Origin of the sequence: Pacificimonas aurantium, from assembly GCF_020092905.1 — a bacterium.
GTDB lineage: Bacteria > Pseudomonadota > Alphaproteobacteria > Sphingomonadales > Sphingomonadaceae > Pacificimonas > Pacificimonas aurantium.
Genome location: NZ_JAGSGB010000001.1, coordinates 876904 through 901308 on the forward strand (window position 1 = coordinate 876904; position 24405 = coordinate 901308).

Sequence of the window (24405 nt, forward strand, 5' to 3'; positions counted from 1 at the left end):
GGGCCCCATCGAACAGTCATTTTCTCAGCGTTTAGCCGTTGGAGACGGCGTCGTCGTCATCGTCATCATTATTGTCGGTTACGGCGATCACGCCGCCGACCACGCCAGCGACGGCAATAACGCCGACGATGATGGGCGCTACCGCCGAGCGGGCCGGAGCCGTCGTCACGGCTGCCATGGTCAAAGCGGCCACAAGCGCGCCAGTCAGTTTCAGCATTAAACCCTCCAAAGAAAACTGTCGCCGTGGAGCCCTCGTCGCTCCCGACTGGGCGTGGCCATAACATGAGATTTATTACATTTCCAAGACCCGTAGGCCTGACAAATTCTTAAGGGGCAATCGCCTCTCGGGGAAATGAGGAAAAAGGGAAATGATACCAGAGGCTTGTGCAGGAAATCCTTCGAGGTAAAAAGTTAGGCTACCGCGAAGAAAGATGCGCGGCCGCCCCGAATCATTCCCCGGGGAGGCGCCGAACCGCCCCTTGGGACGCATTTGACGCCATGAGGGCATATGCCCTGAGCGCACGTGAAACCTCCCGTTTGCGGCCCTTCGGCGTATAGGCACGGTCTCCACGTTCTTCCTGCGCAGCCTTGCGACGGGCGAGTTCTTCGGCGTCCACGAGAAGCTCGATCGTCCGCCCGGGAATGTCGATATCGATCGGATCGCCATGTTCGACGAGCGCAATCAGGCCGCCCTCGGCCGCTTCGGGGGAGACGTGACCGATAGAAAGCCCCGACGTGCCACCGGAAAACCGGCCGTCGGTTACAAGCGCGCAGGCTGCGCCGAGCCCCTTCGCCTTCAGATATGAGGTAGGGTAGAGCATTTCCTGCATGCCGGGACCCCCGCGGGGGCCTTCATAGCGGATAATGACGACGTCGCCTTCCACGACTTCGCCGCCTAGGATCCCGGCGACGGCTGCGTCCTGACTCTCGTAGACACGTGCCTTGCCCGAAAAGGTGAGGATGCTGTCGTCGACGCCGGCGGTCTTCACGATACATCCCTCCGGCGCGAGATTTCCGAACAGGACAGCCAGACCGCCATCCTGCGAATAGGCATGAGCCTGGTCCCGGATCACGCCGCCCTCGCGGTCGATATCGAGTTCTTCCCACCGACGGTCCTGACTGAATGCAGTCTGCGTCGGGACCCCTCCGGGCGCCGCGCGGTAGAACCGCACCACGTCGGGACTTTCGGTCTGCATGACGTCCCACTCCGCCAGCGCGGCCTTCATGGTGGGGGCGTGCACGGTCGGAACCTCATCCTGCAGCAGGCCGGCGCGCTGCAGCTCGCCTAGGATCGCCATAACGCCGCCGGCGCGGTGCACATCCTCCATGTGAACATCTCCCCGAGCGGGGGCTACCTTCGACAGACACGGCACGCGGCGGGACAGCCGGTCGATATCGGAAATATCGAAGTCGATCTCTCCTTCGCGGGCGGCCGCCAGGAGATGAAGCACGGTGTTGGTCGAGCCCCCCATGGCGATATCGAGCGACATCGCGTTTTCGAACGCGGTGCGGCTGGCGACCTGGCGCGGCAGGACGCTCTCGTCCTCGCGCTCATAGTGCCGGCGCGCCACATCGACGATCAGACGGCCCGCACGCCGGAACAGCGCCTCGCGGTCAGAATGTGTCGCGAGCACCGAGCCGTTGCCGGGAAGGGACAGGCCCAGCGCCTCCGTCAGGCAGTTCATGCTGTTGGCGGTGAACATTCCCGAGCAGCTGCCGCAGGTCGGGCAGGCCGAACGCTCGATGGTCTGTACTTCCTCGTCGGTGCGGCTGTCGTCGGCTGCCGCGACCATGGCATCAACGAGGTCGAGCGCCTGTGCGCGGCCATCCGCCCACACCACCTTGCCGGCCTCCATCGGCCCGCCGGAGACGAAGACGGCCGGAATGTTGAGACGCATGGCCGCCATCAGCATGCCGGGCGTGATCTTGTCGCAATTGGAAATGCAGACGAGCGCGTCTGCGCAGTGGGCATTCGCCATATATTCGACGGCGTCGGCGATGAGTTCCCGGCTCGGCAGAGAATAGAGCATGCCGGCGTGACCCATGGCGATGCCGTCGTCGACAGCAATGGTATTGAATTCCCGGCCGACACCGCCCGCCTCAGCGATCTCCTCGCAAACGAGCTGGCCGAGATCCTTCAGGTGAACATGTCCCGGGACGAACTGGGTGAAGCTGTTGGCAACGGCGATGATGGGCTTGCCGAAATCCTCTTCGGCCATGCCTGTGGCGCGCCACAGGCCGCGCGCACCAGCCATGTTGCGGCCATGAGTGGTCGTGCGGGAGCGATAGGCGGGCATGAATGTGTCTTTCGAAGCGGTAATTTCGGCAATCTTACTACTACCTGAGGCCGCCCCGCGTCCACCCGAGCGCCCGGGACAGGTCAAAATCGGCAGGTAGGCTTTCCGCGCGATTGGCGGGAAATAGCAAGCCGACGTCCGCACAGAAACGGACGCGAAACCAAATCGAACTCGAATGAGGACTTGGGGAATTTATGGCGTACGATCTGATCGTCGTCGGCGGCGGCATCGGCGGTTCCGCGCTGGCGGCCACGATGGCCGGGGCCGGATGGTCCGTGCTGCTGCTGGAAAAATCAGCCGAGTATGAAGACCGCGTGCGCGGAGAGTGGATCTCTCCCTGGGGCGTTGCGGAAACCCAACGCCTGGGTCTGTATGACCTTCTGAAGGGTGCTGGCGGCCATCACCTGACCTCGCACGTCACATATGACGAGAGCATTCCGCCGGAGCTCGCCGAGGAGGCTGTCATGCCGCTCGCTCTGCTTCCCGGCGTACCCGGACCGCTATGCATCCGCCATCCGGTGCATTGCCAGACCCTCTTCGACGAAGCCGGGCGCCGCGGCGCCGAAGCGCTGCGTCCGGTGAAAGTGACAGGCATCGAACTCGGCGCCTCGCCGTCGGTTACCTACGAGCATGACGGGCGCACCATCACCGCTTCCGCGCCGCTTGTGGTCGGAGCCGAGGGGCGGCAGTCGAAGGTCCGCAAGGCTGCGGGGATCGCGCTGAACCAGGACAAGCCGCATCACTGGTTTGCCGGACTGCTGGTGGACGACGTTCATGGCATCGACGAAACGCGTCAGTCCATCGGAACGGAGGGTGACTTCGGCTTCCTCGCTTTTCCCCAGGGCGGCAGCCGGGTGCGCGTCTATGGCGGTTATGCGCTCGACGAAATGAAGCGCTTCGCGGCGAAGGACGGAACCAAAAAATTCCTGGAATCCTTTCGCTTTCGCTCCGCCCCCGCCAACGACGCCATTGCGGAGGGCACTCCGGCAGGTCCGCTATTTTCCTACTACAACAATGACAGCTGGACCGATGAACCCTTCGCGGAAGGGGCCGTGCTGATCGGCGATGCGGCTGGCTGGAACGATCCGATAAACGGGCTGGGCCTGTCGATCACCTATCGCGATGTGCGCATCGTGTCGGACCTGCTGAAGGATGCAGGAGCGGGACAGGTCCCGGATTTCCGCCCCTTCGCCGAAGAGCGTGCCGAACGTATGCGGCGCCTGCGGTTCGCGGGGCAGCTCCAGGCCTCGCTGGATATGGAGTTCGGTGAGGAGGCGAAGGCGCGCAGGCTATCCTATCACCAACGCCGCGCGGCCGATCCGGAAGTCGGCATGCATGGTATCGCCATCATGGCCGGCCCGGAAAGCGTTCCCGAAGATTTCTACACCGAGACGCACCGCAACCGGGTCCTGGGGAGGGCAAGCTGATGGATATCGAACGCTTCAATGCCGACTGGCTGCAAGCCTGGACCGACAAGGATGTCGAACGCCTGCTCGGCTTTTACCATCCGGAGGCCTATTATGCCGACCCGCAGACCGCAGGCGGAATTACGGGTCATGAGGCCCTTCGCAGCTATCTGACGGCACTGTTCGGGGGAACTCCCGACATGGAATATCGCCCCGAGACGGTCTGGGCGATCGAGAATGGCTTCTGCGGGCGCTGGTATTGCCATGTCGGTGGAGTAGCGGCTCTGCGCGGCTTCGACCTCGTCCTCTTCGAGGGAGACAGGATCGGGCATAACGAAGTCTATGTTCACGAACTGGGCGCCGCATCGTGATCCCGGACATCCGCGAATGGAAGCAGATCGACGAAGCCTGGCTGACGGCTGCTCTGAAGGCCGATGGCCTGGATGCCGACGTAGCGGGCTTTGTGGCGCAAAGGGTCGGTACGGGCCAGATCGGCGACTGCGTACGGTTCGAGCTCGACTATGCGTCCGCTCCTGAGGGGGCGCCGCGGACTCTGGTCGGTAAATTCCCGTCGGAGGGCGAAGAGAGCCGCAGCACGGGGGTGGCGCTGGGCAATTATCACCGCGAAGTGAAATTCTACCAGATTCTGCGCGACCGGGCGCGGATATCGACGCCGTACAGCTATTTTGCGGAAGTCGACGAAAACACGCATGACTTCGTTCTGCTGATGTCCGACGCCTCGCCGGCTGAGCAGGGCGATCAGTTGGCGGGCGTCTCGATCGCCGAAGCGATGACCGTGATGGGCGAAGCCGCCAAACTGCATGCGGCATTCTGGAACGACGCTACCCTCGACCAGTATCCGTGGGTTTCGGGAACCAGCAACGCCCCGGAACTCCTGGCGCCGGAGATGTTCGTGCAGCTGTGGGAAGGCTTCAAGCAGCGCTATAGTGATCGCCTGACCGAAAGGGCGCAGCGCGTCGGCGACAGCTATACGGCCGATATGGAAGCCCATGAGCCGATGAGGGCGGGAAACCGCAGCCTGATCCATACCGACTTCCGACCCGACAATATGCTGTTTGCTACGCCGGCTGGCGGGGACCCGCTCACGGTCGTGGACTGGCAGTCCTTCGCCTATGGGCCGCCGGCCTCCGACATCGGCTATTTCATTGCCGGGGCGCTGACTCCCGACGAGCGCAAACAGCATGAAGACAGTCTGATCGGTGCCTATCTGGCGGAGTTGGAACGGCAGGGAGCAGGGCCGTATCGGCGCGAAGAGCTGACCCGGCATTATATTGCAGGCGCTTACCAGCTGTTTACCACCGCCTATGTGGCGGCCATGCTGGTTACGCAAACGGCGCGCGGCGATGATATGTTCTTCCGCATGCTGAACGGCGCGGTGGACCTGATCTTCGATCACGGCGCCGATTCGGTCGACTAACTCGGTCGACTAGGGCATCCCGCGAACCCGTAGTGACGCAGTCAGCGGCAATTGCTAGCTGCGCGGAAGCGTGGCGGCAGCCGCGCTGATCGTTTTGGGAAGGCGGGCGGCTATGGGGGTGGCGCGCACCGGCGAAGGCGGAGTGGCGGATCAGCGACATGGCGGACGGTCTGGTTTCCGTATTTGCCGCCGAGCGCGACGCGCTGCTTCGGTTCCTGCGCGCACGCGGAGCAGGCGACGAGGCGGAGGACCTGCTTCAGGATCTGTGGCTGAAACTGCGCCGTGCGCCGCCGCGCGGCCCGGTCTCCGACCCGCGCGCTTATCTGTTCCGCGCTGCCAACAACCTGATGCTGGATCGCGCCAGAGCCGGCCGCGACCGGCGCCGGCGCGAGCGGGAGTGGAGCAGGCCGCTCGACGATGCGGTGCCGGACCGGTCCGATGAGCCGTCTCCGGAACAGGCGCTGCTCGCGCGGCGTGAGCTCGAGGCGGTGCAGCGGATGCTCGAGGAGCTGGGCGAGCCGACAATGACGATCTTTCGCAGCTATCGTCTGGACGGCATGCCGCAGAAGCGGATCGCCGAACGGCAGGGCCTTAGCCTCAGTGCCGTCGAGAAGCACCTGCAGAAGGCGTACCGTGCCCTGATCGCCTTTAAGAGGAGGCGGGATGCGGAATAAAGCCAACGAGTCCGTCTTCTCTGTGGGGACTAGGACATGACCGACGTGACACACAGAGAAGACGAAGCCCTGATTTGGATCATCCGCATGCGGGACCCCGCCTTTGCGGACTGGGACGGTTTTACCGCGTGGCTGGAAGGAAGTCCCCGCAACGCGTCGACCTTCGACGAGATGGCGCTGGCGGAAGAGGAGGCGGTCGGCCTGCTCGAAACTTGGAATGCAGGGCGACCTGCCAATGACGAGGGTCAAGCGGCAGCTTTGCGGACGACAATGCCGCGCCGCGCGTTTTTCGGCGCCGCCGTCGCGGCAGCCGTGCTGGCGTCCATCGGCGGCTATTCGCTGATCGAGAGCGAGCCAGAGCTGTCGCGGGTCGAAGTGGCTGCCGGGGCGCGCCAGAGCGTGACGTTGGAGGATGGTAGCCGCATCGAACTGAACGGACCGGCGCAGCTGGCCTATGTGCCAGACGGGCGGTCCGCCACGCTGTTGTCCGGGGAGGCGCATTTCGAAGTCGTTCACGATGAGAGCCAGCCGTTCGTGGTCGAAGTCAAGGGGCGGCGCGTGGTCGATATGGGAACGGCGTTCAACATAGCGGTCGGTCAGTCCATTCTGGATATCGAGGTATCGGAGGGGCGGGTCAGTGTCGATCCGGCTGACAGCGCGATCGAACTTGAGGCCGGAGAGGCGCTGACGATCAGCGGAAGCCGCGCCGTGCGCCGCAAGGTATCGCCGCAGAATGTCGCGAGTTGGCGCAGCGGCCGACTGGTCTATGCGAACGCGCCGCTCAGCCTGGTGGCGCGCGATGTCGGTCGCAACCTCGGCACGGACATTCGCCTGGATGCCAGTCTTGCGGGGTCCAGTTTCACCGGTACGATCCAGCTGGAGGGTAAGGCGGAGGACCTCGTGCCCGTCATCGGGCGGCTTGCCGGTGGCCAAGCGCGCCGCGAAGGCGCGGTCTGGATCCTTTCAAAGGACTGACGTGCGAAGATGGTCGATTGCCATTGCGGGCGCTGCGCTTCTGGCGTCCTCGCCTCTCATCGCGAGGGAGCGGCCTTCTGCGGCGCCTTATGTTGATGTGCCGGCAGGGCCTCTGGCCGAATCGCTGACCCGCCTGTCCGAGCAGGCTGGCCTAAGCATCTCCGTTGCGGACAGATCGGTTGCGCGCCTTGCAGCCTCGGCCGTGCGAGGAAGGATGGCGGGTAGCAAGGCATTGGTCCGTCTGCTCGCGGGCCTGCCTGTGCGTATCGTTCAGGTGGGCGAACGCGCCTGGCGGATCGAGGCCGATCCCGGGACTCTCAACCGAAGCCCTGTTGCTCGCCAGATGCAGATCGAGACAGCCAGCCAGATTCAGCTCGCCTCCGCTGCGCCGATAACGATCACGGCCAGCAAACGCGGACTCACCTTTGCCAATTACGCGGGGCCTGCCGTCGTCCTTGGCGAAAGCGAGACCGAGTTCTTCAATGCCGGGACGGGGACCGATGCGATCGTCGACCGGGTTGCGACAATCGCCTCCACCCATGGAGGATCGGGCCGAAATAAGCTTTTCATCCGCGGCATCGCGGATTCGAGCTTTCTCGGGCCGACACAGGCGACAGTGGGTCAGTATCTTGGCGATACGAGGCTGAACTATAACGCGCCCGACCCCGACCTGATGCTGTACGACATCAGCCGGATCGAGATTCTCGAGGGGCCGCAAGGCACGCTCTATGGTGCAGGCTCGCTGGGCGGCGTCATTCGCGTTGTACCGAACGCGCCCGATCCCGGCGAACTCGCCCTGAAAGCGAATGGCGGCGCATCGCTGACGCAGCATGGCGATCCGGGGGGCGACCTCGGAGCGGCATTCAATCTGCCGATTGCCACAGGCGGCGCAGCGGTACGGGTGGTTGGCTACGGTGCAATCGAAGGCGGGTATATCGACGATACCGGCCGCCAGCTCGAAGACATCAACCGGGTGGAAACCTATGGCGGGCGGGCGTCCCTCCGCTGGACGCCGAGCGCGAATTGGGTCGTCGATGTCAGCGGCGCCTTTCAGACGCTCGATGCCCGTGACAGTCAGTTTGCCGACCGTGACGCGCCGCCCTGGACGAGGGAAAGCGCAGTTTCACAGGGCTATTCGAGCGATTTCGTGCTTGCCGACCTGACCATTACCGGAAACTGGGGCGACATCAGTCTCGTCTCCTCGACCGGTGTGGTCAGGCAGAACCGCGACGAACAATATGATGCCTCGCCGCCGGACGGGCCGAGTGCCGTCTTCCTGCAATCGAGCGAGTCGCTGCTGCTCACCACCGAGAACCGAATATCAAAGGATATGAACGGCGGTTTCGGCTGGGTCGCCGGGCTGAGCCTGCTGCGCAACGAGGTGAGTACCACGCGGTCGTCCTTTGCGGCGAACCTCAGCAGCTCGTTGACAGGCGTTGAGAATGACGTCGAGGAGGCCACATTGTTCGCAGAAGGCTCGGTCGAGCCTGCGGATGGCCTGGTGCTGACTGCGGGCGGGCGAGCCACCTATGCGCGGCTGACGGGTAGGGGCCGCAATGTGGCCTCCCAGTTCATTGTCGAGGCTGCGGAGGCCGCCGCAGCGCGTGAGGAAACGACCTTCCTTCCCTCGGTCGGGCTGCTGTACCGCGCGACCGGCGACGTCAGTCTGTTCGCCAGGTACCAGGAGGGGTTCCGGCCCGGGGGGCTGGCGGTACGCAACCAATTCGTACAGCGTTTCAAGAACGATCGTGTCGCCACGGTGGAAGCGGGGCTGCGCGTTTCCGCGCCGCACCTCTCCTTCTCTGCCACGCTGGCACATACCGACTGGGACGATATCCAGGCCGACATCATTCTGGTGGGCGGTTTTCCGACGACCGCCAATATCGGCGACGGTCGCCTAGACAGCCTGGACCTGCGCGGCGAATGGCAACCCCTTCGGGGTTTGTCGCTCAGCGGCGGCCTGTTCCTCAACGATAGCGAGGTGACCGAGCCCGCCGCGGACCTTCGCCTCGCGAACGATGCCAGGCTTCCCAACGTCGCGGATCTGGGCGCTCAGGCCCGTGTCGCCTATGAAGCGCCCCTTCGGGACGGCGTGCGGCTGAACGCGGCGCTGGCCGCTCACTATGTCGGCAGTTCGCAGGTCGGGCTTCCGGGCATGGCCGATCAGCCGCAGGGCGACTATGCCGAAGCAGAAATCCATATCCGGCTCGGCACCGACAACCACGGCATTTCTCTGGGCGTTACAAACCTGTTCGACACCGCAGCAAACCGGTTTTCCGTGGGTACGCCCTTCACGCTAGACCATCGGGCCCAGGTCACGCCCCTGCGACCGCGCACCGTCCGTCTGGGCTTCGACGCCAGTTTCTGAAGGCGCGCTTTCCCGCAACGGCGTCATGGGTTGAAAAAAATCTCGGCTGAGCTTGCGGGTCTGGGACGTCGACAACGTCCTTGTTCTCGAGGGCCGCCGTCTCACGAGCGTTCCGAAAGAAAAGGGAAGTTATGCGTAGACTGCTTTGCTGCACCTGCCTCACGCCGATCGCGGTGCTTGGGCTGGTCGTTCCGGCGCAGGCCGAAACCGTTATCGACGATGAAGTGACGACGCCGCTCCTCACCTCTGAACTGGCGGATGGTGCGGGCGACGACCTGCTGATCGACGGGGACGGCGCGGTCACCCTGACGGGCGGTGTCGCCGTGACGCTCGACAGCGACAACGATGTGACGAACGAGGGCGATATTACCGTCAGCGATGCCGATGGCGGCGCGGGAATTCTCGCCGAGGCAGGTCGTACGGGCGACATCATCAACAGTGGCACGATCCTGATCGACGAGGATTATGAGGCAGAAGATGACGACGACGACGGCGACGCAGACGGGCCGTTCGCAGAAGGCTCGGACCGGTACGCCATCCGCATCGCGGAGGGCGGAACGTTCACGGGCACAGTCGACAACAGCGGAACTATAGATGTCTTCGGCAACGATTCCGCCGGCATCGCCATCGACAGCGCTCTCGATGGGTCGCTGCTGAGCAGCGGAAGCATCGACCTGGTCGGCGACGACGGCCAAGGCATCCGCGCAGGCGATGTCAGCGGAGATGTCAGTGTGACGGGTGCGGTGATCGCGCGCGGCGAGAATTCGGTGGCTGTCGACCTGTCCGGCGACATCGGCGGTCAGCTGGTTATCCAGAACACGGTAGCGGCCAGTGGCTATCGCAGCCTGACCGCGCCTTCGGATACCGAGGACCTCGACGAAGACGACCTGCTGCAGGGCGGGCCGGCCATCCGCATCGCTGGCAATGTTGCCGGCGGCATTCTGCTCGACGTGGCTCCCGACGACGAAGACGAGGACGAAGACGACGAGGACGGCGACGGCGTCGATGACAGCGCGGAAAGCGATGCCGACGTTACGTCCTTCGGCGAGGCGGCTGCCATAGAGATCGGCGCTGCCGAGGATATTGTTATCGGCGCCCCCGCTGGCGACGAGCCAAGCTACGGGCTGGACCTGAACGGCCGGGTTCGCGGACTGGGTGTCTATGACGGCGCGACCGCAACGGCCATCGAGATCGGCGGTGCTGGCGGTGCCGTCGAGATTGCAGGCGGCATCCGCAATGCGGGAACGATTTCTGCGGTCTCGACAGACTCGAACGCGCAGGCCGTAATGCTGTCGGCGGGAGCCGCCTCCCCCACATTCGTGAACTCGGGAATCGTTCGCGCTTCAGGCGGCGCGGAAGAAGACAGCCGGGCGGTCGCTCTCCTTATTGAGGAAGGAGCAGTCCTGGAGAGCGTCGTGAACAGCGGCGAGCTTGAGGCGGTTACCGACGAGGATGGCACGGCCTACGCGATTTACGATCGCTCAGGTTCGCTCGACCTGATCGTTAACAGCGGTGAACTCGAGGCACGCGGAGGCGAAGATGGCCGGAACGTCGCTATCGACCTGTCCGCAAACCAGACCGGCGCCGTGGTGCGCCAGACGGAAACGGAGGACGGCGGCGTTGCGGCGGAGCTGAACGGCGATGTCCGCTTCGGCACGGGCGGCGACCTGTTCGAGGTCCTTGGCGGGACCGTGACGGGAGATGCCAGTTTCGGTGACGGCGCGAACCGGCTTGTACTCGGAAACGACGCTGGCTTCACCGGGAATGCGGTTTTCGGTGCCGACGACGACGAAGTCAGCATCTCGGGCAGTGCCCGGTTCATCGGAGATATCGACTTCGGTACCGGGGCGGGCACGCTGGTCATAGGAGAGGACGCGCTGCTGCGCGGCGGTCTGGCTCACAGCGGCACGTTGGACGTAACCGTGAACGGCGGCACGCTCGATGCAGCCAATGTCGGGACGATAACGCTCTCTTCTCTTTCTCTGAACGAGGGCTCTACCCTGGGCGTGACGGTCAATCCCGAGACGGCCGAACAAAGCCTGTTCGACGTCGGCGGGACCGCCAGCTTCGCCGAGGGGTCCGCCCTCTCCGTGCGTCTGACGGGTGCGGCTGCATCCGAGGGCGAATTTCTGGTTCTGACGGCGGACACGCTGGTCGGCGCCGACAATCTGGCCCAGAATACCGCGAGCCTGCCCTTCCTGTTCGACGGCAGCGTTTCTGTCGACGAGACCGCAGGTGAAGTCAGCGTGACGCTCGCGCGGAAGTCCGCCGAGGCTCTGGGTCTGACGACGTCTCAGTCTCGGGCTTATGACGCGGTTTTCGAGGCGCTAGACAATGACGAGGACGTCGCAGGCGTTTTCCTGAACCTCGCCGATGGCAATGGCGTCCGCGGGTCGCTCCAGCAGATGCTGCCCGACCATGCAGGCGGAACCTTCGAGGCGGTCAGTCTCGCTTCGCGCCAGATAGCACGTGTGCTGGAGGATCCATCGGCTCACTATGTCGATCTGGGCGGCTGGGGATACTGGCTGCAGCAGGCGGCCTGGGGCACGTCGTCCGACTCGGACGATACCGCGTCCTACGACATCGGCGGTTGGGGGGCCGGAGGCGGCTTCGAATTCGGCGATACCGGCTTTGGCGGGGTCGGTCTGTCCTTCTCATATCTGAGCAGCGACATTGAGGATGACGGCACCGGCAACGAAGTGATCGCTGATCAGTTCGAAGGAGCGGTTCACTGGCGCGGCGACTGGAACGGCGTGCAGGCGCACCTGCGCGGCTCCGCGGCTTATGTGTCCTACGACAGTGAGCGCGGGTTCACCGGAGATTTGGACGGCGAGACGATCAGCCGGACGGCGGACGGCGAATGGGACGGCTGGCTCTATTCGGCGTCCGGCGGCCTCAGCTACGACTTCAGGGCAGGACGCTTCAGCCTGCGCCCCGCAGCGACGCTCGACTATTACCGCCTCGACGAGAGCGGCTATTCCGAGGCCGGTGGCGGCGATGCCTTCAATCTGACCGTCGAAGACCGCTCCAGCGACGAACTTGCTGCGACCGGGCGTTTGGTCGCCGGCCTGATGTTCGGCGGCGACCGGCCGGGCGGCGGATGGATGCGCGTCGAGGCCGAAGGCGGCCGCCGACAGATCCTCTCCGGATCGCTGGGCGATACCGTCGCGAGCTTCGAAGGCGGCGACGAGTTCACGCTGGCTGCCGAGGAGCGGACCGACGGCTGGGTCGGCGGACTGCGGCTGGTCGGCGGCGACGACCTTTTCACCCTGGGCGGTGAAATCAACGCAGAGGAACAGCAAGGCCGGTACGCGATTGCGGGCCGAGTCTCGTTGCGGGTCGGGTTCTAGTTCACCCCCTCCATGGGCCCGACGCCGGTGGTTGGCCGTGCGGTTCCAAGACCGTGCGGCCAATTGCCGTTTCGTCAGGTAGGAATGACCGCGCAGAACGGAGAGCTCTGCGCTTGTAGATGATGCAACCAGCGTATGTGAGCAACGTCCTCTGGCCCCTAGTGATCGATTTTCGGCGGTGGTTCGAACGCACCATAAGGGCTCTTCGCGCCGTATTTAATTGATTGACCTAGTAAGGGAAGTGATTAACGTGCCGCGACATCAGACAGCAGGCGGCGGTAAAGGGGCTCGAGCCTTTGGCTCTGAAAAGCAACATGCGGAAATGAGTACCGAAAATCTGGCGGACAGTGTCAATGCTGCCGAGCCGGTAGCGCAGGCGCCAGAACAGAAACGCTCTACGCGTGACCAGCTTCTCGATGCCACAGGCGCCTTGATGACGGAGAACAATACTACATCGGTCAGTTTCGGCGAGATTTCGGCCAAATCCGGCGTCAACGCTGCCCTCATACGTTACCATTTCGGCAGCAAGCAAGGCCTGCTTGAAGCCCTGTTGGAGCGCGATGCTGGCGACAATTACGAAGCGATGCACAAACTGGTCCATACGGACTGGGATCCGGTGCAGAAGATGCGGCTGCATATTCACGGCGTCATTCGCCTTTATCAGCGCGTTCCTTATTTGAACCGGCTCCTCATCGCGCTCCAGAGCGAGAGCGATACCGACATCGCCCGGTACATCATGGATAGGTTCACCACGCCAGTAGTGGAAGCGGAGAGGGCCATTCTGGAGCAAGGGGTAGCTGCGGGCGTTTTCCGTCCGACCGATCCCATCCTGTTTCATTTTTCGCTGATCGGGGCGTGCGACAGTATCTTTCATTCCCGCTCTGCTCTGCTGGAACTCGTCGGCGTCGATATGATCGATGACAAGCTGCGCGATCGCTACGCCGAGCATGTTGCGAACCTGCTCATGAACGGTCTGCGGAGCGAGCCTGAAGAAGCTAAGCCGGCCGGCTGAGGCACGGCTTCTCAGTCACACAGGAGAATAGCCATGGACTTGGAGCTAGCCGGCAAGGTGATCGTTATCGCTGGCGCCAGCCGCGGCATCGGTCTTGGAATTGTCGAGGCCTGTATTGCCGAGGGCGCGAAAGTGGCGCTGGCGGCGCGAGGCGAAGACGCGCTCCGGAACGTCCATGACCGTCTCGCCCGGGAATATGGGGGCGACAGGATCTGGTCGATGGCCGGGGACCTTCGAGACACGGCTACGATCGAGACCTTCGTGCACCGAACGGAGGAAGAGCTCGGACCCATCTGGGGCGGCGTTGCCAATGTCGGCCTTTATCCGTGCCCGCCGGGTTATGATGTCGACGACGAAACGTGGTCGGGCGGCTTTAGCCAGAATCTCGACAGTGCCTATCGCCTGTCGCGCGCGCTACTGAAGCGATTGGAGCCGCGGGGCGAGGGGGTGCTGCTTCTCATAAGCTCGATTGCCGGTCTTGCGGCGCTCGGTAGCCCGCTGACCTACGGCACATCGAAAGCGGCAATGAATCACATGACCAAGGAATTGGCGCGTCTATCCGGTCCCTTCGGGGTTCGAGTTAACGCGATCGCTCCGGGCAATATCATCTTTCCAGGGGGCGATTGGGAAGAGCGTTCTACCGGAGAGCGAGGCGACCTTTGGTGGCGCTGGATCCGGCGGGAGGTTCCCCTGCAGCGCTTCGGCAGGCCGGAGGAAATTGGCAGTGCCGCGGCATATCTTCTCAGTCCGAAGGCCAGCTTCGTGACGGGTGCCATCGTGCCGGTCGATGGAGGCCAGACCCGCTAATTCGTGCATCGCGCGTCTCGCACGCCCCGATCAATCCGAAAATACCGGTGCCCGCTTTTCCATACGAGCATTGACCGCTTCGATCTGGTTCGGAGAGCCGATCAGTGCGCTCATCTCTTCGCTCTCCGCCTCTAGAATATCGCGATGTTCCGCTTCGGCCGAGAGATTGAGCAGCCGCTTCGCCGCCCGGATCGCATCCGGGCTCGAATTGGCAATGGCGCGCGCATACTCCAACGCCTCAGCGCGTGGGTCGTCGCACAGCCGCGTTGCAAGCCCGATCTCGACGGCTTCGCCGCCCTCCACCATGCGGCCGGTATAGACGAGGTCGCGAACGACATCGGCGCGCATCAATTCCTTCATCAGGGGGAAAGCGCCCATGTCGGGAACGAGGCCCCAGTTCATTTCGAACGCGGACAGCCGCGCGCTATGCGCAACGAAACGCAGATCGGCTCCCAGGGCGAGCTGGAAACCTGCGCCGAGCGCTACTCCATGTACCGCGGCTACAACCGGAACGGGAAGGTCGCGCCATCCAAAGGAGACCTGCTGCGCGCGGTTTGCCCCGTTGGCGTAGCGCGGCGTATCGACAATGCCCGACCCTCCCTTGCGTTCGCCAGATGCCATTTTGCCGAAGTTCGACAGATCGAGACCGGCGCAGAAGCCGCGTCCTTCTCCCGACAGTACGACGCACCGCAGGGCGGTCATCTTGGAGAGCTCATCGATTGCGCTGTTCACGGCATCAAACATGGCGTCGTCGAAGGCGTTCATCTTATCTGGACGCGCCAGACGGACGTCGGCCACGCCGCTCTCGACGGCCAAGGATACGCGCTCGCTCATTTCGTCTCTCCCGTTGATCGACGTCAAGGCTCCGTGGACGGCGGCCTCTACTCGCTCCTTTAGACGGGATCGAACCTCGTCGCCGCCCCTCAAATCGGCAGGAGAGCCTCGACAAAAAGCTAGCAATCCCGCGCTTGCCTCGCTCGGCACAGCCTTATAGTTAATCACTTAATAAAGTAGCGAGTCGGGTAATCGACTACGCAGAATTGGGGGAAGGGCCGAGCGATGAGTACCGAAGGGTATGATCTCTTCCCCGCCGCCATGCGCGCTCAGAACACAGCCGCACAGTCCGGTCCCGCTGCAAGCGCCGCCTTTGCAGCGACGCCCGAGCGCATGACCGAATAATTCAGACGGAGGACGATCATGGACTACAGCTTGCCCCAGGAGCTTCTCGATTATCTCAATGAACTCGACAGTTTTATCGAGAAAGAGATCAAGCCTCTTGAGGAGCAGGACGACAACGTCCGGTTCTTCGATCATCGCCGCGAATGGGCGCGGACCGACTTCGAGAATGACGGCCTACCGCGGCCCGAGTGGGAAGATTTGATGCGCGAGGCGAAGCGCCGCGCCGACGACGCGGGCTACCTGCGCTTTGCCATGGATCCGAAATTCGGCGGCAAGGGTGGGTCCAACCTTTGGATGACCGTCATCCGCGAATATCTGGCTGCGAAGGGCCTCGGCCTTCACTATGATCAGCAGAATGAACATTCGATCGTGGCGAACAATCCGTTCGCGAAGATGTTCGACGACTTCGGGACCGACGAGCAGCGCGCAGAATTCATTCAGGGCATGTTCGACGGGACTCGCCGGATTACCTTTGGCCTGACCGAACCCTATCACGGCTCCGATGCCACTCACATGGAAACGCGTGCCGTGCCAGAGACACGGGACGGGGTCGATGGCTGGCTGATCAATGGCGAAAAGATGTGGACGACGGGCATGCACGTCGCAACGCACTGCGCGCTGTTCGCCCGCACTTCAGGCGAAGACGGTGCGGCGAAGGGGATCACCTGCTTCCTTGTGCCTGCCGACGATCCGGGCGTGAAGGTGGAGCAGTATCTGTGGACGTTCAACATGCCGACGGACCATCCGCGCGTGTCGTTCACCGATGTCTGGGTGCCCGATAGCGCGATTTTCGGCCCGCCCGACAACGGCTTGCCTCTCGCTCAGTCGTTCGTGCACGAGAACCGCATCCGGCAGGCGGCCGGTTCGCTCGGCTCCGCCGTCTACTGTATCGAGGAGAGCGTGCGCTATGCGCGCCTGCGGAAGCCGTTCGGTGAGGAACTGTCCCGCAACCAGGCAATCCAGTTCCCGCTGGTTGAACTGCATACCCAGTGCGAGATGGTGCGCCAGCTAATCCGCAAGACCGCCTGGGAAATGGATCAGATGTCTCACCCTGAGGTCGAGAAGCGCATCTCCGACAAGGTATCGATGTGCAATTACTGGGCGAACCGGCTGTGCTGCGAGGCTGCCGACCGGGCCATCCAAGTGCATGGAGGCGTGGGCTATTCGCGGCACAAACCCTTCGAGCACATCTACCGGCATCATCGCCGTTACCGCATCACCGAGGGCACCGAGGAAATCCAGATGCGCAAGGTGGGCGCGTTCCTGTTCGGCTATCTGGGTCCGAAACGGAAAGAGTTCTCCGAACTCACCTACGACGACGTCGACTACCGCAAGGAGCCGCAGATCCGTCCTCGTAGTGGATGGCAGGCCATCGAGACGACGCGGCCCCCCGCCGACTCCTGAAGGTCCGCCGAGGGGCCCTTACGCGAATGAGAGAGTGGCCGGTGCCGGGTGGCAGCGGTCCAGCCGAAGGAAGCAGCGATGGATTTCACTTACAGCGACAGGCAGCAATACTGGATCGACCGCGTATCCGCTTTCATGGACGAACATATCTACCCAGCGGTCGAGATCTACGAGCGGCAGGAGGCGGAAGGCGAGCGCTGGAAGGTCATTCCCGTAGTCGAAGAGCTGAAGCAGAAGGCGCGCGAGGCGGGCCTGTGGAATTTGTTCATGCCGCCGCATTCGGGGCACCCGCCGGTCGACGACACCTTCGCGTTCGAGGGGGAGCAGCTGACCAATCTGGAATATGCGCCCGTGGCCGAACTGATGGGCCGCGTCGGCTTCGCCTCCGAGGTGTTCAATTGCTCCGCGCCCGACACGGGCAACATGGAGGTCCTGGCCCGCTACGGCACGCGTGAACAGAAAGAGAAATGGCTTGGCCCGCTCATGCGCGGCGAAATCCGGTCTGCCTTCCTGATGACCGAGCCGGCCGTGGCCAGCTCCGATGCCACGAATATTGAGACCCGGATCGAGCGCGATGGCGACCATTATGTCATCAATGGTCGTAAATGGTGGTCGTCCGGTGTGGGCGATCCGCGCTGCAAGGTTGCGATCCTGATGGGCAAGACCGACCCGGAGGCCGGCAGTTATACTCAGCAGTCGCAGATTCTCGTCCCGCTCGACACGCAGGGCATCAAGATTCTGCGCATGCTTCCGGTGTTTGGCTATGATGACGCACCGCACGGGCATGCCGAGGTGCTGCTGGAGAATGTTCGCGTGCCCGCGGAAAACCTGATCTGGGGCGAGGGGCGCGGCTTCGAGATTGCGCAGGGCCGTCTCGGCCCCGGGCGGATTCACCATTGCATGCGCTCCGTCGGTGTTGCCGAAGTGGCGCTGGAGAAGATGGCGCGGCGGCTGCAGTCGCGTGTCGCCTTCGGCAAGACCATTGCTTCCCATTCGGTCTGGGAGCAGCGCATCGCGAGGGCGCGCATCGACATCGAAACGACGCGCCTTTTGTGTCTGAAAGCTGCCGACATGATGGACCGCGCGGGCAACAAGTTCGCTCGCCTGGAAATCGCGATGATCAAGGTCCAGGCCCCGAACATTGCGCTGCAGATCATCGATGATGCCATCCAGGCCTTTGGCGGGGCCGGTGTCAGTAGCGATCCGGGACTCGCCCGCGCCTATGCCGGCCAACGATCCCTGCGCATCGCCGACGGTCCGGACGAGGTCCATGCCCGTACCATCGCCCGCATGGAGCTTAGCAAATACGGAGCGGACCCGGCGAAGAGCCGAGCGAAAACAGAAGAAGAAGGCAAGCTGCACGTACCCGGCATTCGCTGACATCTTGCGGCCGGGAACTGGCCGGATTCGGCGGCGGCGACAATATTGGGGAGACAATCAATGGACATGGAACTGGTAACCGAGGGGCTGGAGTTTCCCGAAGGTCCCATCGCGATGGCGGACGGGTCAATCATTCTCGTTGAAATCAAGCGCCAGACACTAACCCGCGTGAAGCCTGACGGTAGCCAGGAAATCATTGCCGAACTCGGCGGCGGCCCCAATGGCGCGGCAGTTGGACCCGACGGCGCAGTTTACGTCTGCAACAATGGCGGCTTCGAATGGATCGAAAATGAGGGAATGCTGATTCCCCATGGCACACCGGACTTTTATGAGACTGGCAAGATCCAGCGTATCGACTTGTCGGACGGCTCGGTCACGACGCTCTACGACGAATGCGACGGCACTAAACTGCGAGGCCCCAACGATATCGTCTTCGATACCGATGGCGGCTTCTGGTTCACCGATCTGGGTAAGAGCGACGGCGATGTCAGCCATGTCGGTCACTTGCTTTATGCCAAACCGGACGGCTCGAAGATCGTCCGTGCGAACGACAGCATGGTCACACCGAACGGCGTGGGCCTGTCGCCCGATGGTACGAAGGTCCACGTCGCGGAAACCCAGACTGGCCGCCTCTGGTCCTTCGCGATCGAGGCTCCGGGACAGATCGCGGCGCCGGGCAATCTGTTCGAACCCGGCGACGTGATGGGCCCGCTACCCGGCTATCAGATGTTCGACAGCCTAGCGGTGGAAGCGGACGGTCATGTCTGCGTAGCCACGCTCGTTAATGGGGGCATCACCGCCTTCGACCCGAAGGATGGCAGCTACGAGCATTTTGCGTTTCCCGATCCGATCACCACTAACATTTGCTTCGGTGGTGAAGACATGCAGACCGCCTTCGTGACCTGCTCGGCGACCGGCAAGCTTTACAAGTGCCGGTGGCCACGACCGGGCCTGAAGCTGAACTACAACGCGTGAGGAGGCCCGCTGCCATGACTTACGAGGATATTCTCTACGAGGTCGACGGTCCGGTTCTTACGGTCACGCTCAACCGGCCAGACAAGCTCAACGCCTTTACCAATCTGATGGGGCGCGAACTGGCCGATGCGCTGCAGCGGGCTGACCGGGACGACGACATTCGCGTGGTAATCCTGACGGGGGCCGGCCGCGGTTTTTGCGCTGGCGCCGATATCTCTGCCGGCGCCGGCAGCTTCGATACGAAGTCCGGGGAGGGCGCGAAGAATTTCGGCGACGGCCAAGATAGGGGGGAGGGGTCGAGCTTCGTCCACGCCCTGTTCAATTCGAAGAAACCGACTATTGCGGCGTTCAACGGCCCGGCTGTCGGCGTCGGCGCCACCATGGCACTTCCGACGGACATCAAGATCGCTTCGGACACCGCACGCTTTGGCTTTGTGTTCGCACGCCGGGGCCTCGTTCCGGAAGCCGCCAGCGCATGGTTCCTCCCGCAACTCGTCGGAATGGCGCAGGCGCTTCGCTGGGCGATCAGCGGAAATGTATTCGACGCGCAGGAGGCGCTGCAGGGAGGGCTCGTCAGCGAGGTGGTTCCAGCCGAGATGTTGCTGAACCGTGCCCGCGAGATCGCCATGGACATTGCGGACAACACCGCGCCGGTGTCCGTCGCCCTTACCCGACAGTTGATCTGGCGTTTCGGATCGGATGGCGGGCCTTTCGACCTGATGAAGATCGATGGCGCCTATGCGCTCGAACGCGGCTCTACGGACGATGTGAAGGAAGGGGTCGCCAGCTTCCTCGAGAAACGCAAACCCGACTTTCCAGGCAAAGTCTCGACCGACATGCCGCCTAATTATCCGTGGTGGACGTCCGAATAGTCGCGGAGCAGGTCCTCAGCGTAGCAATTCCAGAGAGCCATCGGCGATCATGTCGCGCAGCTCGCGCTTCAGCACCTTTCCGGAGGCGTTTTTCGGCAGTTCCTGAATGAAGGCGACCGCGCGCGGCTTCTTGTAGCTGGCGATATTCTCGCGGCAGTATGCGATGATCTCGGTCGGCTCGACGCGTTCGTTTGCGCGGCACGACAGGACGGCGACGACTTCCTCGCCCCAAGTGTCGTGTTCCGCTCCGACGACTGCGGCTTCCAGTACGGCGGGGTGTTTGTAGAGAACTTCCTCGACCTCGCGCGGATAGACATTTTCCCCGCCCGTAACGATCATGTCCTTCTTTCGGTCGACGATCCACAGATAGCCTTCGTCGTTCCAGCGGGCGACGTCGCCAGTCTGGAACCAGCCATCGGCGAAACTCTTCTCCGTCGCCTCCGGATCGCGCCAATAGCCGATGAGCACCTGGTCGCCCTTTACCCACATCTCTCCTTCCTCGCCTGGGGCGGCGTCGGTACCGTCCTCCCGGACGACGCGCACGCGAGAGAGCGCCATCTGCTGGCCGACCGAATTCAGAATCGGCAGCCCTTCGTCTAATGCGCGATCATGCTCTTCCGCCGTCAGGAACATGACGTTGCCGGCCAGCTCGGTCATGCCGAAGCCGGTTCCGAACTCGACTTGCGGCCATTTCTCTCGCGCGCGTAGCAGTACCGCCGCCGGCATGGCCGAGGCGCCGTAGCCGACATTCGTAAGAGAGCTAAGGTCGAAATTCTCCATCTCCGGATGGTCGAGCAGCATGGCAATCATCGTTGGCGCCGCTGCCGTCGCGGTCACCTGATATTGTTCGATGGTTGAGAAAAAGCCCACCGGATCGAAGTTCTGCATGATGACGACCGGCACGCTGCGGAGATGCTGAACGAGCATGCCGTAGCCAGCGACATGATACATGGGGAAGGTGAGAAGATAGACGGGATCGTCGTCTGTCGACCGGTCCCAGCTAACCAGCGCATTGAGAACGGCGGCGAGGACATTCTTGTGGCTGAGCATCGCTCCCTTCGGCAGCCCCGTGGTGCCCGAAGTGTATAACAGCCAGGCCAGATCGTCGTCCTTCGCCTCTACGCCGGGCTCGCTGGCATCGCCGCGCGACAGGAAGTCGACGAAGGAGGTCGTTCCGGGCTGCGTTTCCCCGACCGATATGATCGTCTTCACTGAGGGAATTTCCTCGCGGATCTTATCGATCAGGGAGAAATACTTGTCCTCCACGATCAGCACGGTCGGCTCGGCATCGCCGATGATATAGGCAAGTTCGCGCGGCGACAGGCGGTAGTTCAGGAAATTCAGGGCCATACCGGCGGAAGGTACGCCGTAATAGCATAGCGCATATTCGATGCAGTTTTCGGCCAGCATCGCGACCCGGTCGCCTGGCTTCGCCACTTCCAGCAGGGCGTTGCCGAGGCGCCAGCAATCGTCGCGAAGTTCGGCGAAGCTGATTGCCTGCTTACCGAGCCGTACTGCGATCCTGTCAGGTGCGTGATGAGCGGCTACGGCCGGGATCTCGCCAACCAGCATGGTCTGTTCTCCTCACGGGCCCGCCGCCGCGCTGTGGACGACGAACCGCTCCCCAAGTTTGCGGCACCGTCACGGTTCATCCGGCTTTTCGGTGTCGCTCGGTCTGTCCCTAACTGTCTTAGCGGCTATCTCACAATGTTTGACTGGTTAACTAACGAGTGGCAAAGCCATCGCTCGTTCCCCAGGAGAGGGAAGGCATTTTTGGGGAGGTGCTGTCATGGGTAGGACGGCTGGCGGACAATGGGCAGGCGGATGGTCGCCGCCCGATTTCGTAGTCGACGACAATGGGAAGGTCGTTGGCGCGGTTTGCCCGAACGTACCGAACAATTGGGGGCGCTGGGGCGAACTCGATCAGCGCGGTACAGTCAATTTCGTGACGACTGCTAAGGTCGCTGCCGCGGCGGCACTGGTGAAGACGGGGCGTGTCGTCAGCTGCGCCATTCCGCTCGACGCCACCGGCCCTGTGCACCCTGCGCGCTCCAACATCGTCCACCTGCATTCCGCCACCGGCGCGGACCACGCGACATGGAATTCGACCGGGCAGAGCTATGCCGGGCTGCAGGGCACCGACGACTATATCATGATGCCGCTGCAGGGCAGTACGCAGTGGGACGGTCTCGCTCATATCGGCGCCGACGACTGCTTCTATAACGGGTTCTGGATCGGGGTCGTCGAGGCTTCCGGCGGTGCGACCCGGCTTGGCATCGAGAACATGAAGGACAGTCTGACATCGCGGGGCGTCCTGATCGACCTGCCCCGCCACCAGGAGGTTGACCGGCTTCAGCAGGGCCACGCGATTTCGCCTGGCCAGGTCGAGGAGGCGGCCGCCGCACAAGGCGTTGCCATCGGTACCGGCGATATCCTCGTCATTCGCACGGGGCATGTACCCTGGTTCTATTCACTGGAGAACAAATCATCGTTCTGGTCCGGCGCGCCAGGGCTTTCGATGGAGATGGTGGAATGGCTGCACCGGAAGGAGGTCGCCGCCGTCGCGATGGACAATATCGCCATTGAGGTGGAGCCGTTCGAAGAGCCCTTCGACAAGCCCTATCCGGTGCATGTGCGTCTGATCCGCGACCTCGGCCTTTCGCTGGGTGAAATTTGGTGGCTGGAAGATCTTGCAGCGGTCTGCGCGGAAGAACAGCGCTGGGAATTTATGCTGGTCGCGCCGCCGCTCAATGTCACAAACGCGTCGGGTTCGCCTCTGAATCCGACAGCGATTTTCTGAGGACGGCCGCGGAGGTGGCGAGCGCACCCGAGCCAGCCGAGAGCGATTTGCCAAGCGACTCTCCGCCAGAGGACGATGAACGGACCTTCGCCGCCAAGCTTGCAGCGATGGCAAGACGCGTCGATCCGCGCATTACCGGGGTCTCAGGCATCGGCCGCATCACGGCCGGCGCAACGCTGCAAACATTCGCACTCGACCTCGAAGCTCCCAACGAGACGATTCCGCTGATCCTGCGCCGCTCTCCAGGCGGCCGGGCGAATGCCTCGCTTTCCCTTCCCGATGAGGCCGCTGTCATCCGCGCGGTTGGTGAGCACGGTCTTGCCGTGCCGAGCATTTGGCACGTCCTGACATCCGAGGACGAACTCGGTGATGGCTTCCTGATGCAGCGCATCGATGGCGAGACGCTGCCGCGCAGGATTATCCGCATGACCGAGACCTCGGGAAACGGTCCCGAATTGACCCGCCAGCTTGGCCGTGCGCTCGCCCGAGTTCACTCTCTTCCGCTCGAAGGGCTTCCCCCGCTGCCGCAAACCGAAATCGCGACGCAGCTGACCCGTCTCGAAGAAGAACTTCGCAAAGAGGGCGCGCAGCCCCGCCCGGTTTTCGAACTGGCGTTGAAATGGCTGCGACGCCGCATACCCGTCCCGGCAGAGCCGCGCCTGCTTCATGGCGACTTCCGCATCGGCAATGTCATCGTCGGGCCCGAGGGCCTGCGCGCCGTGCTCGACTGGGAGATCGCGCATATCGGCGATCCGGCCGAGGACCTTGCCTGGATGCAGGTTCCGCCCTGGCGTTTTGGCAATCTTGAGAAACCGGTCGGAGGCATCGGCCGTCCAGAGACGCTTTACGAAGCCTATTCCGAAGAAACGGGCTGGCCTGTCGATCCCGAGCGCGTGCGCTTTTTCCGGGTCCTCGGATCGCTCCGCTGGGGGGTTTCGACTGCCGGCATGGTCAACTGGCTGCGCGGGCATGATCCATCTGTGGAGCGGGCGATGATCGCCCGCCGTGCTTCTGAAAACGAAATCGATCTGCTGCGCGCGATCGCGGGGCAGGAGTAGGCAATGCAGGAACAACCCACGTCCCCGGAAATCCTGGAAACGGTTGCCGCTTATCTGCGCGACGTTGCGATGCCGCAGCTGGAAGGCCACGCCGCCTTCACTGCGCGAGTGGCAGCGAACGCCGTGGATCTTGTGCGCCGTGAAATCGAGCTGCGCGAAGCTTCCGACTGCGCCGAAAAGGAGAGGCTCGTTGCTCTTCTCGGCCATGACGGTGAGCTGGAGAAGCTGAACGCGGACCTTGCCGCCGCGATCCGAGAGGACCGGATGGACATAGAGGCGCCAAAGCTTCTCAGCCATCTTTGGCAGACGTCTCTGGAAAAGCTCGCAATCGACCAGCCCCGCTACGCGTCATACCGGGCGGCGCTGGAGGAGACGCCGGAATGGTGAGGAACGGTGCGAACGACAGCGGA

20 protein-coding genes are annotated in these 24405 nt (G+C 63.0%); 16 read left to right on the top strand and 4 right to left on the bottom strand.

From position 1 onward, the window contains the following. Nucleotides 1-31 precede the first annotated feature (31 nt). Together KCN53_RS04280 and ilvD are read right to left on the bottom strand one after the other, a co-directional pair. Entirely contained in the window at nucleotides 32-217 is a 186-nt protein-coding gene (locus KCN53_RS04280; RefSeq protein ID WP_088711288.1) for a hypothetical protein, read from the bottom strand. Nucleotides 218-449: 232 nt separating this feature from the next. Next, nucleotides 450-2297 carry a dihydroxy-acid dehydratase gene (gene ilvD, locus KCN53_RS04285; protein ID WP_088711287.1) on the bottom strand — a complete coding sequence of 616 codons (1848 nt, stop codon included), beginning with the start codon at nucleotides 2295-2297 and terminating at the stop codon, nucleotides 450-452. 194 nt (nucleotides 2298-2491) lie between these two features. Here ilvD and KCN53_RS04290 point away from each other — a divergent pair, with 194 nt between their 5' ends. From KCN53_RS04290 to KCN53_RS04330, 9 genes are all read left to right on the top strand, one after another. Then, a complete protein-coding gene (locus KCN53_RS04290; protein WP_088711286.1) occupies nucleotides 2492-3724 on the top strand; it encodes an FAD-dependent oxidoreductase in 1233 nt (410 codons plus the stop codon). Continuing rightward, nucleotides 3724-4074 (top strand): nuclear transport factor 2 family protein, encoded by a 351-nt coding sequence (locus KCN53_RS04295; protein WP_088711285.1) that lies wholly within the window; start codon nucleotides 3724-3726, stop codon nucleotides 4072-4074. The genes KCN53_RS04290 and KCN53_RS04295 overlap by 1 nt, the downstream gene beginning before the upstream one ends. Beyond that, nucleotides 4071-5141 (top strand): phosphotransferase, encoded by a 1071-nt coding sequence (locus tag KCN53_RS04300; protein WP_172406151.1) that lies wholly within the window; start codon nucleotides 4071-4073, stop codon nucleotides 5139-5141. The genes KCN53_RS04295 and KCN53_RS04300 overlap by 4 nt, the downstream gene beginning before the upstream one ends. Before the next feature lie 158 nt (nucleotides 5142-5299). Next, nucleotides 5300-5815 carry an RNA polymerase sigma factor gene (locus KCN53_RS04305; RefSeq protein WP_088711283.1) on the top strand — a complete coding sequence of 172 codons (516 nt, stop codon included), beginning with the start codon at nucleotides 5300-5302 and terminating at the stop codon, nucleotides 5813-5815. 36 nt (nucleotides 5816-5851) lie between these two features. Continuing rightward, nucleotides 5852-6790, top strand: coding sequence for a FecR family protein (locus KCN53_RS04310; protein ID WP_088711282.1), 939 nt, complete (start codon nucleotides 5852-5854; stop codon nucleotides 6788-6790). 214 nt (nucleotides 6791-7004) lie between these two features. Next, nucleotides 7005-9158, top strand: coding sequence for a TonB-dependent receptor (locus KCN53_RS04315; protein WP_172406150.1), 2154 nt, complete (start codon nucleotides 7005-7007; stop codon nucleotides 9156-9158). A 131-nt stretch (nucleotides 9159-9289) separates the two neighbouring features. Then, complete coding sequence (locus tag KCN53_RS04320; RefSeq protein WP_088711280.1) at nucleotides 9290-12508, top strand: autotransporter outer membrane beta-barrel domain-containing protein; 3219 nt, start codon at nucleotides 9290-9292, stop codon at nucleotides 12506-12508. 322 nt (nucleotides 12509-12830) lie between these two features. Continuing rightward, nucleotides 12831-13520, top strand: coding sequence for a TetR family transcriptional regulator (locus KCN53_RS04325; RefSeq protein WP_088711279.1), 690 nt, complete (start codon nucleotides 12831-12833; stop codon nucleotides 13518-13520). Nucleotides 13521-13553: 33 nt separating this feature from the next. Next, on the top strand, nucleotides 13554-14327 hold the full coding sequence (locus tag KCN53_RS04330; RefSeq protein WP_088711278.1) for an SDR family NAD(P)-dependent oxidoreductase: 774 nt from the start codon (nucleotides 13554-13556) through the stop codon (nucleotides 14325-14327). Nucleotides 14328-14357: 30 nt separating this feature from the next. Here KCN53_RS04330 and KCN53_RS04335 read toward each other — a convergent pair whose 3' ends face one another. Then, nucleotides 14358-15161, bottom strand: a complete 804-nt coding sequence (locus KCN53_RS04335; RefSeq protein WP_088711277.1) for a crotonase/enoyl-CoA hydratase family protein — start codon at nucleotides 15159-15161, stop codon at nucleotides 14358-14360. A 363-nt stretch (nucleotides 15162-15524) separates the two neighbouring features. Between KCN53_RS04335 and KCN53_RS04340 the strand changes: the two genes are divergently transcribed. The 4 genes from KCN53_RS04340 to KCN53_RS04355 all read left to right on the top strand — a co-directional run bounded on the left by KCN53_RS04340 (nucleotide 15525) and on the right by KCN53_RS04355 (nucleotide 20137). After that, entirely contained in the window at nucleotides 15525-16910 is a 1386-nt protein-coding gene (locus tag KCN53_RS04340; protein ID WP_088711276.1) for an acyl-CoA dehydrogenase family protein, read from the top strand. Between the two features lie 78 nt (nucleotides 16911-16988). Further along, nucleotides 16989-18290 (top strand): acyl-CoA dehydrogenase family protein, encoded by a 1302-nt coding sequence (locus tag KCN53_RS04345; protein WP_088711275.1) that lies wholly within the window; start codon nucleotides 16989-16991, stop codon nucleotides 18288-18290. 60 nt (nucleotides 18291-18350) lie between these two features. Next, nucleotides 18351-19265, top strand: coding sequence for an SMP-30/gluconolactonase/LRE family protein (locus tag KCN53_RS04350; RefSeq protein ID WP_088711274.1), 915 nt, complete (start codon nucleotides 18351-18353; stop codon nucleotides 19263-19265). A gap of 14 nt (nucleotides 19266-19279) precedes the next feature. Further along, nucleotides 19280-20137 (top strand): enoyl-CoA hydratase-related protein, encoded by an 858-nt coding sequence (locus KCN53_RS04355; RefSeq protein ID WP_088711273.1) that lies wholly within the window; start codon nucleotides 19280-19282, stop codon nucleotides 20135-20137. Between the two features lie 15 nt (nucleotides 20138-20152). On the opposite strand, the gene KCN53_RS04360 is transcribed toward KCN53_RS04355, so the two are convergent. Further along, complete coding sequence (locus tag KCN53_RS04360; RefSeq protein ID WP_088711272.1) at nucleotides 20153-21709, bottom strand: acyl-CoA synthetase; 1557 nt, start codon at nucleotides 21707-21709, stop codon at nucleotides 20153-20155. Nucleotides 21710-21926: 217 nt separating this feature from the next. On the opposite strand from KCN53_RS04360, the gene KCN53_RS04365 reads away from it, so the two are divergent. From KCN53_RS04365 to KCN53_RS04375, 3 genes are read left to right on the top strand one after another with little or no spacing between them, the layout of a single operon-like run. Next, complete coding sequence (locus KCN53_RS04365) at nucleotides 21927-22937, top strand: cyclase family protein (protein ID WP_088711271.1); 1011 nt, start codon at nucleotides 21927-21929, stop codon at nucleotides 22935-22937. 14 nt (nucleotides 22938-22951) lie between these two features. Continuing rightward, a complete protein-coding gene (locus tag KCN53_RS04370) occupies nucleotides 22952-23995 on the top strand; it encodes a phosphotransferase family protein (protein WP_207790588.1) in 1044 nt (347 codons plus the stop codon). Between the two features lie 3 nt (nucleotides 23996-23998). Then, nucleotides 23999-24382, top strand: coding sequence for a DUF6285 domain-containing protein (locus KCN53_RS04375; RefSeq protein ID WP_088711269.1), 384 nt, complete (start codon nucleotides 23999-24001; stop codon nucleotides 24380-24382). Nucleotides 24383-24405: the final 23 nt, after the last annotated feature.